Annotated in this window: 8 protein-coding genes; 5 read left to right on the top strand and 3 right to left on the bottom strand. The window is 57.2% G+C overall.

The features are described 5' to 3' along the window. Window positions 1-9: 9 nt before the first annotated feature. The 3 genes from recR to dnaX all read right to left on the bottom strand — a co-directional run bounded on the left by recR (window position 10) and on the right by dnaX (window position 3,263). A complete protein-coding gene (gene recR, locus FDY93_RS00625) occupies window positions 10-612 on the bottom strand; it encodes a recombination mediator RecR (protein ID WP_138233801.1) in 603 nt (200 codons plus the stop codon). 96 nt (window positions 613-708) lie between these two features. Next, entirely contained in the window at window positions 709-1,056 is a 348-nt protein-coding gene (locus tag FDY93_RS00620; RefSeq protein WP_138233915.1) for a YbaB/EbfC family nucleoid-associated protein, read from the bottom strand. 125 nt (window positions 1,057-1,181) lie between these two features. Beyond that, complete coding sequence (gene dnaX, locus FDY93_RS00615; protein WP_138233800.1) at window positions 1,182-3,263, bottom strand: DNA polymerase III subunit gamma/tau; 2,082 nt, start codon at window positions 3,261-3,263, stop codon at window positions 1,182-1,184. A 312-nt stretch (window positions 3,264-3,575) separates the two neighbouring features. Between dnaX and FDY93_RS00610 the strand changes: the two genes are divergently transcribed. From FDY93_RS00610 to FDY93_RS00590, 5 genes are all read left to right on the top strand, one after another. Then, on the top strand, window positions 3,576-4,097 hold the full coding sequence (locus FDY93_RS00610; RefSeq protein WP_138233799.1) for an RNA polymerase sigma factor: 522 nt from the start codon (window positions 3,576-3,578) through the stop codon (window positions 4,095-4,097). A gap of 422 nt (window positions 4,098-4,519) precedes the next feature. Further along, a complete protein-coding gene (locus tag FDY93_RS00605) occupies window positions 4,520-5,590 on the top strand; it encodes a FecR family protein (RefSeq protein ID WP_138233798.1) in 1,071 nt (356 codons plus the stop codon). A 78-nt stretch (window positions 5,591-5,668) separates the two neighbouring features. Next, the gene (locus FDY93_RS00600; RefSeq protein ID WP_246068401.1) at window positions 5,669-8,620 is read left to right on the top strand and encodes a TonB-dependent receptor; all 2,952 of its coding nucleotides are present in this window, start codon (window positions 5,669-5,671) and stop codon (window positions 8,618-8,620) included. Between the two features lie 393 nt (window positions 8,621-9,013). After that, window positions 9,014-11,797, top strand: a complete 2,784-nt coding sequence (locus FDY93_RS00595) for a TonB-dependent receptor plug domain-containing protein (protein ID WP_138233797.1) — start codon at window positions 9,014-9,016, stop codon at window positions 11,795-11,797. A 269-nt stretch (window positions 11,798-12,066) separates the two neighbouring features. Continuing rightward, the gene (locus FDY93_RS00590; RefSeq protein WP_138233796.1) at window positions 12,067-14,901 is read left to right on the top strand and encodes a TonB-dependent receptor domain-containing protein; all 2,835 of its coding nucleotides are present in this window, start codon (window positions 12,067-12,069) and stop codon (window positions 14,899-14,901) included. Window positions 14,902-14,951 lie beyond the last annotated feature (50 nt).

Genomic DNA, 14,951 nt, shown 5'->3' with positions numbered 1-14,951 from the left:
AAAACCAGCTTAAAGGGCGGTGCGGCTATTGAATGCGTGCGCCAGGGTACCGCCGTCGATATATTCCAGCTCGCCACCAATGGGGACGCCGTGGGCAATACGGCTCACTTTGACACCTTTGGCGCGGGCACGCTCGGCGATGAACTGGGCGGTGGCTTCGCCTTCCACGGTGGGGTTGGTGGCAATGATCAGCTCGGCAATACGCTCCTCTTCCTGCTCGCCCAGGCGCTCGCCCAGCAGGTCGAGCCCGAGGTCCGCTGGCCCAACGCCGTCAATGGGGGACAGGTGGCCGTGCAATACGAAGTAGAGGCCGTGGTAGTTGCCCGCCTGTTCAATGGCGAGCACATCCGCCGGGGTTTCCACCACACACAGCAGAGAATGATCGCGCCGGGTGTTGTTGCACAAGGCGCACACTGCTTGCTCGGTAAGCGTGCGACAGCGGCTGCAGCGGCCGACTCTTTCCACCGCCTGCTGCAGCGAGTGGGCGAGCAGGCCAGCGGCATCGCGGTCTTTTTCCAGCAGATACATCGCCATGCGCTGCGCGGATTTGGGACCGACACCGGGCAGGCAGCGCAGTGCGCGAATCAGGTCTTCAATCAAGGGACTGAACATTTATCGGGTACGCCGGTTCAATAACAAAAAGGGGTCACTAACAAAAAGGGCCCGATTGGGCCCGGTATGCTCGATGGGCTCTCGACGGTAAGCCCGTCAGCCGAACGGGAACTTGAACCCTTCCGGCAGGTTCATGCCGGCGGCGAGCCCACCCATTTGCTCCTTCTGCACCTTTTGCGCGGCTTCTTCCACCCGGCGCACGGTATCGTTCACCGCTGCGGCCAGCAGGTCTTCGAGCATTTCCTTGTCTTCGCCGAGCAGGCTCTGGTCGATGTTGACGCCTACTACGTCGTGACGACCGTTCATGGTGACCTTCACCATGCCCGCGCCGGATTCACCGGTAACGCGCAGGTCAGCCAGCTCTTGCTGGATTTTCTCCATGCGCTCCTGCATATCGGCCTGCATCTTCTGGGCCTGCTGCATCAAATCGCCCAAACCTTTCATCATGGGAGTCACCCTTCCATTAATTCATTCAACACATGCGGAGAACGCTAAAAATCGTCGCAAGCACGTGGCTGGTAATGACCGCCGGGCGCCACCAGGGCGCACGCAGTAGATTTTTGCTCTGGTCAGCCCAGGTATTCCACGGTTTCCGGAACCAGCTGCGCGCCCAGCTCCGCCTGCAGATCCTGCACCAGCGGGTCCCGGTTGAGGGCGTCGCGGGCGGAGAGTAACTGCGCCTCGCGGGTAGCCGCCACCAGTCGCGCCGGCGTTCCACCGTGGACTTCGCCCACCTGGATATGAACACTTACCGGCTGGCCGAAAAAGTCTCCCAACACATCGGCGAGGCGGCGCTGATGGCCGTCGTCGTAGAGGCTGCTGAAAGACTGGTCCAGGATAAAAGACAGTATATGGTCCTGCCGCCCCTGCAACTCCAGATGCGAGGCAATGGAGTGGAGAATACCGGTCACGCCGATCTGCGGATACATAGCCGGCCAGCTGCCGGGCGACAACGCTTCCAGACGCGCCGGCGGCACAACTGGCGCTGGCTGCGCGGGCACACTGGGAGGAATCGGCGCCCGCGCTGCCGGCGCAGTCTGCGCTTCGGCTACCTGTTGCCGCAAGCGCTCGCGCATGGCGGCGCGGTCATCATCCTCTGCCGGTGCGCCCTCGCTTACCGGTGCGACCGTGTTTTCAGGTATCGCAGACACAACAAATTCTTCTTCCGCTACTGCGGCAAATGCGGACGCGGCGGGCTCCGCCGCTGGAGATAGCGGCTTCTCGTCAGCTGCGGGCTTTTTTTCGCTGTCACTCCGGCTTGCCGTGTAGTTCGGCTCGAGTGGGCGCGACTCCAGCCCGCGGTCCGGACTTTCGCTCACCGGCTCGTCGTCCCACGGCGGTGTGTCGTCCTGTGGCGGCGCAGACTGCGGCTCTGGACGGGTTGGCTCGGCCGGGGGCGGGCTGGAGGACACAGACGCCCCTGCAGGCGCCTGAGCGACAGTCTCATTCACTGTTGGCGCAGGCTGCGGCTCTGCTGCAACCGGTGCCGATACCGGCTGTGGCGCCGGTTTGTGTTCAACGGCCTGGCCGGCACCGGCGAGACGGGCCGTTGGAATGTTGGCAACGCCCTGTGGCTTGAATGCCAGCATCCGCAAAAGCGCCATCTCAAAACCGCCGCGAGGGTCCGGCGCCAGCGGCAGGTCTCGGCGTGCGAGCAGGGCCATCTGGTAGAAAAGTTGCACGTTTTCACTGGCGATGGCGGCCGCGTGTTGTTGCAGCTGTTCCGCATCGCCGAGGGCGTTGTCGATCGCCTCCGGTAGCACCTGAGCAATGGCGATACGGTGGAGAATGGACGCGAGTTCCGCCAGTGCAGCGCTGTAATCCGGTGCGTGCTGCGAGAGATCGTTGACCGCGGCGAACAGCGCCGCCGGGTTCTCATCCGCCAGTGCCTGTACCAGCTTCCACACCAGACTGCTGTCGAGTGTGCCGAGCATGGCCCGCACTTCCGCCTCGCTGATCTTGCCACCGCCAAACGCAATGGCCTGGTCGGTAAGACTCATGGCATCGCGCATGCTGCCGTCGGCAGCGCGCCCGAGCAGCCACAGGGCGGCCTCCTCAAACGGCACCAGCTCTTTTTCCAGTACGAAACGCAGGTGCTCAACCACCCGCTCCGGGCTCATGTTCTTCAGATTGAACTGCAGACAGCGGGATAGCACCGTGACCGGCAGCTTCTGCGGATCGGTGGTGGCCAGCAGGAATTTGACATGGGGCGGAGGCTCTTCCAGCGTTTTCAACAGGGCGTTGAAAGAGCTGTTGGACAGCATGTGCACCTCGTCGATCAGGTACACCTTGTAGCGACCCCTTGTGGGCGCATACTGCACATTTTCCAGCAGCTCGCGGGTATCCTCCACCTTGGTGCGGGAAGCCGCGTCCACCTCGATCAGGTCCACAAAGCGCCCTTCGGCAATCTCGTTACATACCGAGCACTGGCCGCAGGGTTCAGAACTGACACCGGTTTCGCAGTTGAGGCACTTGGCGAGAATCCGCGCAATGGTGGTCTTGCCCACTCCGCGGGTACCGGCAAACAGATAGGCGTGGTGCAGGCGGTTGTTGTCCAGGGCATTGATCAGGGCCTGGAGCACATGCTCCTGGCCCACCATCTCCCGGAACAACCGCGGCCGCCACTTGCGCGCCAGTACTTGATAACTCATTCGCTCTCCGCACCTTGGGGTGCCCTGATTTGGACGGAATATGCCGGCAGCGGCACTTGAGAAGTCGGCCATTATAGCGACATCACCGCCCAGGAGTAGACACCCGCCAGCCGGCGTCGGCGGGGAGCACCGCAAACAACGTTTTCTCGGCTCCGCCTCCCGAAGAGGACGAACTTGAGGACAATTCGGTCAACTTATCGTGTCAAAACGACCACTCGTCGATTGCTATACGCCTGTGTTATAACTTGCCCGGCTCGAGACAAAGCAACCACAACAATCACAACGAGCGCTGTACGGGGATTTCACCAACCAATGAATAAAGCCCGGAAGACACTTCTGGAGAAGCTGTTTGCCGAACACGGCCAGGCACTGGTGCGCTTCGTCACTCGCATTGTGCGCAGCCCTGAAGACGCCGAAGACATTGCCCAGTACGCCTATCTGCGCCTGCAGAACCTTACCGATGAAAAGGATCTGGAGAACCCCCGCGCCTACCTCTTCCAGATTGCCAACAATCTGGCGCTGGATCAGCTGCGCCGGGGGAAGCTGCATATTGATTACGTCAACCAGCACCTGCCCGTCGACAGCACCGGCGAGGATGACCACGCCGACCACCACTCTCCGGAACGGGTTCTCGCTGCCAGGCAACAACTACAGGCCATTCACGAAGCCATGGACAGCCTGCCTCTTAAGTGCCGCCAGGCTTTCCTGTTGCACCGCAACCGAGGCCTCTCCTATAGCGAAATCGCTGAAGATATGAACATATCCGTCAGCAGTGTGGAGAAGTACATTCTGCAGGCGCTGAAGGTCTGCCGGCAGAAAACCGGAAACCTCTAATCCCGCAACCAATCTCAATCCGCCCCTCCGTGGCGTACAGGCTTGCTGTGGCGCTTTACCGACACCGCACTGCCGTGCCCAACAGGATTCGAACCAGTCTGGCGCACACCGGCTGACCAGTGCACCGCGGTGCAGCAAATTAATTCGAATTTGTTTGAGGTAATCCCCCCGCTGCTCGTCTTACCTATGAGCAGCGGCATCTGAACAAGAAAAAACGGATTCCGTGAGAAATTTGTGCTAAATTTTTCGGCGTTTTTTCGCAAAAATTGCACAGAAAGTTTGTAGCAGTTGATTTGAGCGCCTTCCCATAGCACCATATTGGTGCATCCAGGCAGTTAAGGCCTGAGGAAAGGCACTTACCACCCAAATGACAACTCTGACAGGCAGTCCAACAGGTTATCGGAAAACAAGGTATTAGTGCGGTGAACCCTCAGGAAGTACAAGACGTACCAACGGAAGACAGGCTGGACCAGGCGTGTGCCTGGATCGCGCGCCTGCGTTCCGACGCGCTCAGCGATACCGACCGCCGCGCTTTTGCCCAATGGATGGCGGAGTCTCCGGCGAACCACAAAGCCTTTGAGGAAATGTGTGAACTCTGGGGCGACCTGGGTGTACTCTCCCGCCTGCCGCTCGACGAAATCTACCCCGAAAGCGTTCCCGCGTCTCACCACCGCGACACCGCTAATCAAGCAAGCCGCGGGCGCCCAACGCCGGCCGGCGACGAGCCCTCCAGCCGCGGATGGAACCTGCCTCAATGGCTGATGGGCGGCAGTGCCGTTGCAGCCTGCCTTGGCATTGCCCTTTGGATTGGCAACCAGTGGTTGCAACAGACACCAACGCAACAGCAGATGTACACCACGGCTGTCGGCGAAATGCGCACTGTTGATCTCCCCGATGGTTCACGCGTACAGCTGAACACCAACTCGGAGCTAATCGTCAACTTCAGCCGCGAAGAGCGCCGCACACAACTGCTGCGCGGCGAGGCTTACTTCAATGTGGCCCGCCAGACCGCACGCCCCTTCACCGTAAGCGCCGGTAGCGCCAATATCCGCGTGCTGGGCACCCAGTTCAATGTGGAGCGCAACCCCGAGAACACCCGTGTATCCGTCACCGGCGGCACCGTGGCCGTGAGCGAGGCCAGCGCCGCCAGTGGCCTGCGGCCGGAAACCGTCAAGCTGACCCGCAATCAGAAGGTCAGCGTGTCTGGCAGCGGCCTGTCCGAAGTCGGCCGCACCTCCGAGCAGGAGGCACTTGACTGGACTCAGGGTCAGCTGGTCTTTGACGAAACCCCGCTCAACGAGGCATTGGAAGAACTGAACCGCTATCTCAAGGTACCTGCCGCTGCAGCACCTGCAGTGGGTGACAGGACTCTGTCCGGCACCTTCGAGCTGACCGACCCGGAAAACACGCTTTCCGCCATCGCCGCCGCACTGGGATTGAGCCAGGATCACAGCAATCCCAACCTGACTCTCTTGTCCCCCAAGCCTAACTGAGATATAAACCTCGCTTCGGGTGATCGTACTTTTTTTAGCCAAAAGCTTGCGCTCACCTTCACCAGATAATCCATCAGAATGCATGCAGTCGCGGCCGCTGATCGCGCCGACTGCGCGGGTGAGACGAAAGCATTGGACTTCCGGCACTGGGTAACACTGTCTCTGACAGGCCTGCTGGCATTCTCCGGGAGTGCTCTCTCCGCCTGCCCGAAATCCGGCGTCCAGCTTCCTTCCGGCCCTCTTTCCCGCGCACTGATTGCCCTTGGCAAGCAATGCCGGGTGTCGCTGGTGATGCAACCCAACAGTGTGTCCAGCATCCAGGTTAGAGAGCAGCACCTGGAAACCTCCAATGGCAGTATCGCCCCGGCGCTTCATCAGCTCCTGGACAAGACGCCACTGACCTTCATGCACACCGGCACCAATGCGGTGGCGATCATTGCCCGCCCCACAGAATCAGAGAGCGATCATGCGGCAGCGGTGCAAACCCTGCCTGCAGAAGAAGTCACGGTTACCGGGCAGAGTCTTACCGGCAGCCACCTGCGCCACCTGAAGCTCGACAGCTACGCGCCGATCGATGTGCTTGCGCAACCGGAACTGGAAATCACCGGCGCACAAACCGTCGCCGAGCTGCTTAAGTTCCTGCCCGCGGTTTCAGGTAATTCCACCAGCACGTCTGTCACCAACGGCGGCAATGGCACGGCCACCGTCACCCTGCGCGGCCTTCCCGCAAGCAATACCCTGGTGCTGATCAACGGCCGGCGCATCGTCAACAACGGATTCGGTGGAGAAGCGGCGGACCTGAACACCATTCCGCTCTCCGCGGTAGACCGCATCGAAGTACTGAAAGACGGCGCCTCGGCCGTATACGGCTCCGACGCTATTGCCGGGGTGGTGAACATCATCCTGCGGCGGGATTTTGACGGGCTGGATATCAGCAGTTATTACGGCCAGGCGGTGCGCGGCGACCAGCGGACCAATTCATACAGCATTACCTGGGGTGGCGGCAGCGAGACCAGCCACTTGATGTTCAGCCTCGCCCACTACCGCCAGGGCGAAATTCGGAGTCGCGATCGGGATCTGTCCGACTCCGCCGACAACCGCGCCCTCGGCGGTACTGATGTGCGCTCATCCGCTTCCCCGTCGGGATATATTTCGCTCGCCAGCGGCGTCGTCACCAATGACGGAGACGGGTTTACCCCCTGGAGCGAGGACTTCCTGTATAACTTCCGCGAGCACACCTCCGCCCTGGTTCCCTCCGAGCGTCAGTCCCTTTATGTTGCCGCCAGTCACAGCCTGTCTGACACCGTGGACGCCTACGCAGAGTCCATGGTTATTCGTACCCGCTCTGAATTGACAATGGCGCCCACGCCCGTCTTTACCCGCTTCGACAATGGCGATCTCAGCATCGCGCGCGATCAGATCTACAACCCGTTTGGCGAAGAAATCACTGACGTACGGAAGCGTGTACAAGAGCTGGGCCCGCGAATCCAGAATAACGACACCGACACCTGGCGCCTGAACACCGGCATAAAAGGACAAGCCGACGAATGGCGCTGGGAGCTTACCGCTGCGACCCATTACACCCGAGCCAACGAAACCCTCAGCAACCTGATTGACCCGAACCGCCTTTCCCTCGCCCTCAAAGGGCCGGATGTCTGTGCCGAAGAAAACGGCTGCGTAGCGGTCAACCTGCTTGGCGCCCCCGGTAGTATCGACGGCGTACAGCTGGGCTATATCCGCGCAGAGAACCGCGTCGACGGCACCACCCGTATGCATTCGGTTACCTATGTCGCCGATGGCCCATTGGGCGGGAACGCCGCCGGAGAAATACTCGCCGCCGCCGGTATTGAAATCCGCCGCGAGGCCATAGATTTCACCTCTACCGATTCTGCCGGTCTCTCGCTGATTGGTGGCGTAGCCTCGGGTGCGGCGGAGGGGCAACGCCTGATCGGCGAGGCATTTGCCGAAATTTCCCTGCCATTAAAAGCAGACCGCCTGTGGCTCGACGGCGCGCTGCGCTATTCCGAGTACAGCGACTTCGGCAACACCGCCAATCCAAAAATTGCACTGCGCTGGCGCCCGTGGCCGACGCTGCTGGTGCGCGCGAGTTATGCCACCGGATTCAAGGCTCCCACGCTCATCGACATGAACCAGACCGGCCACCAAAGCCAGGAATTCCTGTTCGACCCCTGCACCAATAGCAATGCCGACCAACTGCCCGGCTGCAACGGTCGCGCGGATCAGGACCGCATCCAGTATCTGACGGAATATGGTGGCAACCCGAACCTTCAACCGGAAACTTCAGACAACCGGTCCCTTGGCATCGTATGGACCCCCGGCGACTTCACCGGATTTCATGCCAGCCTTGACCTGTTTGAGATCCGCCAGAACGACGTGATTGATACCAGCCCCCAGTACCTGATCACGAAAAATGCCTATCACGGACTGTTCCGCGATCGCGTGCAACGCGACGGCGAAGGCGACATCACTCGCATCGTCGCTACCCGCCTGAATATCGGCGCCCGTGAAGTGCGCGGCGTCGATGCGTCCATGCGCTACCAGTATCAGTCCAAATCACTCGGACTGATCCGCTGGTCCATGAACAGCAGCCATATGTCGAGCTACCTAAACCAGCTCGCGCCAGGCAGCCCGGTCGAAGATCTCTCCGGCACATTTGCCGATGCCGCCAGCGGCGGCGCTGGCTCACTCCCCGAGTGGAAGGCCAACACCGGTATTTATTGGCAGCGCGGTCGCTGGGAAGGCGGCTACACCATTCACTATGTGAGTGACCTTGAAGAGAGCTTTACGCTCAACGATCAGGCCGTCACTCGCACCATCGACAGCTGGTCCACCCACGATCTGCAACTGGCATACGGCGTACCCAGTGGTTTCCGCTTCGCCATTGGCATCGACAACTTGCTGGACCAGGCACCGCCTTTCGCCGCCTCGGCATTCAACGACAATTTCGACGCTCGCACCTACGACCTGACCGGGCGCTACTGCTACACCACTTTCAGTTTCAGCATGTGATGCAACCGGCGACAACCGGTTTCTCCTTTTTAAAATCCGCACTACGCTGTTGGCAGTAGCGCGATTACCGCGATGAATGGACAAGCGACGAATAAAATCCGGCCGTTGTCCAAGCTATTTGCGATTCGCGAATTTCCCTTTCCTGTCCGCATCAATGTCGCCCCCTCCCCGCTCCTGGCAAAAACTGACGCACATTCCGTTCGCTCATTTCCCCACGGATGACGTCGCAATTGGCACAAACGAACCAAAGGCGCAATTTCATTCACAAAATCTCTTGATGAAAGAAAAATTGTTCTAGGGTTGTTAGCAAGCCTCTATTGATAGAAGTAAGCAGTTGTCAGGGAGAGCAAAGCCAAATTCGGCGAACATTACCGGTATCAGGAGAGGTATACCATGGACAGAACCCGTCTTTCTCGGGCAATCAAGGGCGCGATCGCGGCTGCCGCGGTTTCAACCAGCTTTTCCTCCGTTTCTTTTGCCCAAGATACTCAGGCAGAGGTTGAGGAAATTGTTGTAACCGGTTCTCGAATTCAGCGTGCGACAGATACCAACAGCGCCACCCCCATCAGCGTGTTCGACGCCGCACAACTCGAACAGTCAGGGCAAACCACTCTGGAAGATTTCCTGCAAGATATTCCATCAATGACCGGTGGCCAACTGGGCTCATCGGTAAACAATGGCAGTGCCGGCCTGGCGACAGTATCGCTTCGCGGCCTCGGATCTTCCCGCACACTGATCCTGATGAACGGTCGCCGCCTCAGCTCATCCGGCGGCGCCACCGGTGTGGTCGACCTCAACACCATCCCTACCTCCATCATTGAACGCGTCGAAATACTTCGCGACGGAGCATCCACCATTTACGGTTCTGACGCCATCGCCGGTGTCATCAACATTATCACCAAGAAAGGGTTTGAGGGGGCGGAGCTCACCGCGGATTACGGTTCCTCCACGCACGGTGACGGCGATGAATATCTCGCCGCAGTGACCTTTGGTACAGGGAACGACAAAGGTCATGTGATGCTAAATGCGCAGTACACCAAGCGCGATGATATCTGGCAGGGAGACCGCCGCTTCTCCGAGTGCCCTCTTGGCGAATCTGGTGGCAACGTGCTTTGTATCGGTAGCCCGACAACTATCCCGGCGCGCTTCTCTCCTCTATCGAATAACGACCAATTCATTGTCGACCCGGTTACCGGAGAAGTCGAAGATTTTGACCTGGCTCGGTACGGCTACAATTTCGCGGCAGCTAGCTATCTGGTAACTCCCCAAGAAGTTGCTTCCATTTATGGATATGGCACCTACGAATTATGGGACTGGGAAGACGTTACTACGATACGGGGATTCTCTGAGCTGTCATTTGTTAACCGTCGCTCAGACCAATTGATGGCAGCGGAGGGTACTTTTTGGGCTCCAGAAGTTCCATTGACGAACCCAGGCTTCCCCGCGGGATTCAATGAACCAGTCACCATCGGCCGCCGTCTGGCTGAAACCGGTGGCCGTTCGTTTACCCAAGACCTAAATACCTGGCGCGGCGTCGTCGGCCTGGAAGGTGAGTTCTGCAATGAGTGGACCTGGGACCTTTCTTACAACTATTCCCGCTGGATCGACTCGCAGATAGACCGCGGCAGGGCCAATACCATTCGGTTCGAAAACCTCCTTGACCCAGCCGCTTGCGCCGCCGATCCAGATTGTGCGGCTGCCGTTGCCGAGACCGGCGAAACAGCCTGGAATCCCTTCGCGGAAAACAGTCTCTCCCCTGCCATGCAGCAGTATGCCCTAGTAACCAACTCACCTATAGAGCGCGCCAGATTACGTAGCTTCCAAGCCAACCTAGTAGGTGATTTCGGAGAATGGGCCCTTACCGGTGAGGCGCCCGCTTGGGCCATCGGTTATGAAAACCGTTCAGAGACGACAGAAATTATTCCTGATGGCGCTGCGGAAATCGGCCAGATCTACTTTGTAAATGGCGACGCATGGGGCGGCAGTTACAGTGTCGATGAGTTTTATGGAGAAGTAAGGGTCCCGGTGCTGGAAGGACGCCCGTGGGCAGATATTCTCGCTTTCGAAGCTTCATTCCGGTATTCCGACTACAACACCATAGGTAGTGACACCACCTTTGGCGCAGTCATCGAATATGCGCCACTGGAGCAACTCCGCTTCCGTGGCACCTACTCCGAAGGATTCCGTGCCCCAGGCCTGGACGATTTGTTCCTGACCCCAACCGTATCCGCAGAAACCTATACCGATCCATGTAACGACTACGATGCCGATGAAGACCCTGTCAACGTTGTTGCCAACTGCATGGCTGACGGTATCGCCCCCGGGACCACTATCGGCACACAGGCAACCGGTCTGTTCGGCGGCAACCCGGACCTGAATGCTGAAACATCCGAGAGCTATACCCTGGGCATCGTGTGGACTCCAACCTTCACTGATGACATGGGATTCACTCTGGATTACTTCAATATCAGTATTGACGACGCCATTGGCACTCTGACCACTAACACCATTGTCAACGGTTGTTATGAGAGTGCGAACTTTAGCTCACCACTGTGTGACCTGATTACCGGCGCACCCGCAGTAGGCACCAGTCCCTCGGCAGACGCGCCCCAGCGCCGAGCATCGGACCTGACTATTGCCGGTCAGCTATTGAATAGCCAGAACGTCTCAACCTTTGAAACCTCCGGTGTCGATCTCGGATTCGACTACAGCATGGAGATGGGTCCTGGTATTTTCACGGTTAACGCTACCGCGACCTATCTGCATGAATGGAAGTATCGCGCCAGCGCCGACGACCCCACCATCGATTTGGCCGGCTATTATGGTGCAGACCCGGTAACCACAGCTATCGTGGCTTTCCCTGAGTGGAAGCTATACACCACCTTCGGCTACGAGTACGACTGCTGGAGCGCGTTTACCACCGTCCGGATGCTGGGTGAAGTTGATGACTTTGATCCGCAAGCCGGAGACCTTGCAACTCATATTGACACTACTTGGTATCAAGATGTGAACTTCAACTACTTCCGCTGGGAGAACATCAAGATTACCGGTGGTATCCGCAACGTCTGGAACCAGCAGCCACCATATGTCACTAACTACGATGACATGAATACGCTAATGAGAAGCTATGACACTGTCGGTCGCTTCTTCTACGGTAGCGTGACCTTTCAGTTCTAACCCTCCGCCTCAGAAGTTCACCTCTCCAGCCCCGCCTCCATGGCGGGGCCCCTAGTTCCCGCCCATAGCTATCAACACACGATTATCGGACATATATATCCCAAACATCATATCCTGACTATATATCTCAAAATGTTTTTCAATTTCCTTGAGGGAACTATTTCGCCATCCGTTAAATGATCGTTGGGAAGGGAATGACCACTTGGGGGTAGTCATTCCAGCTTCGTGAAACAATTCAAAAAGATCCAACGATCAAGAGAGGATTTACAATGAGAAAGAACCTTCTGTCCGTTGCTGTTGCAGCTACGATCATGGTTCCGGCTCTGCCTGCCTTCGCACAAGAAGATGCGCAAATGGTGGAAGAGGTTGTAGTCACCGGTTCACGAATTGCTCGTGACGGTTTTGATTCATCCAGCCCGATTGCCAGTTATGGCACCGAAGAAATCAGCAGGTCCGGTGTAGCCAGCATTGACGAGTTCCTAAAGGAAGACCCTGTATTTACCGGGTTCCAGATGGGAACCTCCACCAACAATGGTGCGGAGCAGGGTCAGAAGAAAATTGACATGCGCGGCCTGGAGTTTAAACGCACTCTAGTTTTGGTGAATGGCCGTCGTACGATTGGTGATGTCAATAGCTCTACTGGCGGCGTAGATATCAACACCATTCCAGAAGCAATGATTGATCGTGTAGAAGTGCTGAAAGACGGTGCCTCAACCATTTACGGTTCTGATGCGCTGGCGGGTGTAGTTAACTTCATATTAAAAGATGACTTCGAAGGTTTCGAGCTGAATGCCAATATGGGGCAAGGCGCTGAAGACGGCCAAGCTAAAAATGGCGGCTTTTCGATGTTAGCCGGTCTAAATGCAGACCGCGGCAACATGATGATGTCTCTGGGCTATTCAGTTCAGGAAGAAATGTATCAAGCAGAGCGCGATTGGGCCACCGAAGCATTATATCCGCTTCTTCAAGATGGAGAGTTTGTCGCTGTTGGCTCGGGATCCTCTACAAGCCGCAAGATCCGAGTTCCAGGAGCAGGTGACTACATCTACGATCCTGAACTAGGAAAGGCGCGAAAGATGGTCACAGCAGGGGCAAATAATGACCTCTACAATTATGCTCCCGTAAACGCACTAATCACTCCGAATGAGCGCTGGCAGTTCGGTGCCCTCGGCAATGTGGAAATTACCGACAATGTCGAAGGTTACTTCGAGGCACTTTACACTCGCCGCACTTCACATCAGCGCCTCGCGGCAGACGCGTCCTTCGCCGTTACCCCTACATTTGAAACGCCCAACAATGGCACTCAGTGGAATGATTACGTCCCGGCAAGTAACCCCTACAACCCTTTCGGCGTGAATCCGGCAAACGATTTGGGACTCTCTGACCTTGGAGTACGTGTTAACCGCCGATTTGTCGAATCCGGTGGCCGTTTGTTCACACAAACCGCGGACACTTACCGCATGGTCGCCGGCTTTAAAGGTGACATCACCGACTCAGTAAGTTGGGATTTCAGCTACACCTTTGCCGAAAGTCAAACAGCTGACGAAACCACCAATTATGGTCGTTTCGACCGCTGGGCTACCGCAGTTGACCCCGATGCCTGTGCCGCAGATGCAGCCTGTACCGCAGCCGGTGGCGTAATCAACCCATTTGGGGATTACGGCAGCATTACCCCTAGTCAAATGAAATATCTCACTGCAGGTTCGCTCAAAGATCTCTATAAGGGACGCCTGGAAATGGCTGCCCTGAACTTTAGTGGCGATATGTTCAGTATGTCCGGTGGAACAGCGGGTTGGGCAATAGGCTTTGAGAATCGCCACGAACAAGGACAGTACATTCCCGATGAATTCGTTGCCGGTGGCCTGACAACTGGAGGGGCAGGTGATCCTCAAGAGGGCGGTTTCTCTGTTCAAGAAGTTTACGGCGAGATATTTTTGCCCGTGCTGGACAACTTGAATCTTAACGCCTCAACCCGTTACTCCGACTACAATACCTCCGCGGGCACCGCCACTACTTACAAAGTCGGCATGGATTACCAACCCGTTGAGGACCTTCGTGTTCGTGCAGGTTTTTCTACAGGTTTCCGCGCACCGAATATTTCAGAATTGAACCAGGGAGCGTCCGGAGGATTCCCGATTGTCGAGCCATTGTGCGAATTCGCTGATCGCCGCCTCGCCGCTGGGGACATTTCCCAAGTGGTGTACGATAACTGTCAGGCTTTAGGTTTAAATACCTCAGATCTCGGAGAAGTCGGATTTGCGTGGCAGTCCTATTATGAGACCTCAGCCCCCGCCAAGCCTCTGAAACCTGAAGAATCAGAATCCATCAATATTGGCTTTGTATATACTCCTGCATTCTTGGACGGCCTGTCCTTCAGCGTAGATTATTGGGATATCTCCATTGACAATGTAATTGGGTCGGAAAACATCAACGACCTAATGACCGCATGCATGGAATCAGTAGGTTTGAGCTCTGTAGCATGTGATGCGTTCGCGGATGGCAAGCCTTTCTGGACGGGCGCTGATGGAGCACCGGTAAGTCCTACAGACCCATCTCTCGGATTCATGCCATACCCCAGCGACGCGCAGGGCGCCTTTGGTAACCTAGGCAAGCTGAATACCAATGGCTTTGACTTCGCGGCCAGATACCGTGGAGAACTCAGCGCTGGCCCGATGCAGGGATATACACTGGGTTGGACCGCCACGTTGGTTGACAGCTATGAGCGTGAATACCCACTGGCAGGTGCCCGAGAACTCGTTGGGACTGCAGATGGGTTCCTTGTGATTCCTGAGTGGCGCTGGAACACCAACGTGGGGATTTTCGGTGACAACTGGACCCTGGATTGGGATATGCGCTTCATAGATGAGTCAATCGATGCCCATCGCCCTGCCTCCATTACAGATGATGCGGTAGCTGAAGATATTATCTATCATGACCTGATCGGATCTTACACTTGGCAGAACATCAACTTCTCCTTCGGTATCAACAACCTTACCGATGAAGATGCGCCGCGTTTCCACAGCGCGTTCAATGCTAATACCGAGCCGGGCATGTACGATGTGATCGGTCGCCGCTTCTTCACCGGTGTGAACATCAAGTTCTAATATCGACTGAGTAGCGTAGAATAAGAACGGGGCCTCAAGGCCCCGTTTTT

It is taken from the genome of Microbulbifer harenosus, from assembly GCF_005771435.1.
Taxonomy (GTDB): domain Bacteria; phylum Pseudomonadota; class Gammaproteobacteria; order Pseudomonadales; family Cellvibrionaceae; genus Microbulbifer; species Microbulbifer harenosus.
Note: the sequence above shows the minus strand (reverse complement) of the source record. Positions and strands in the feature narration are given on the sequence as shown.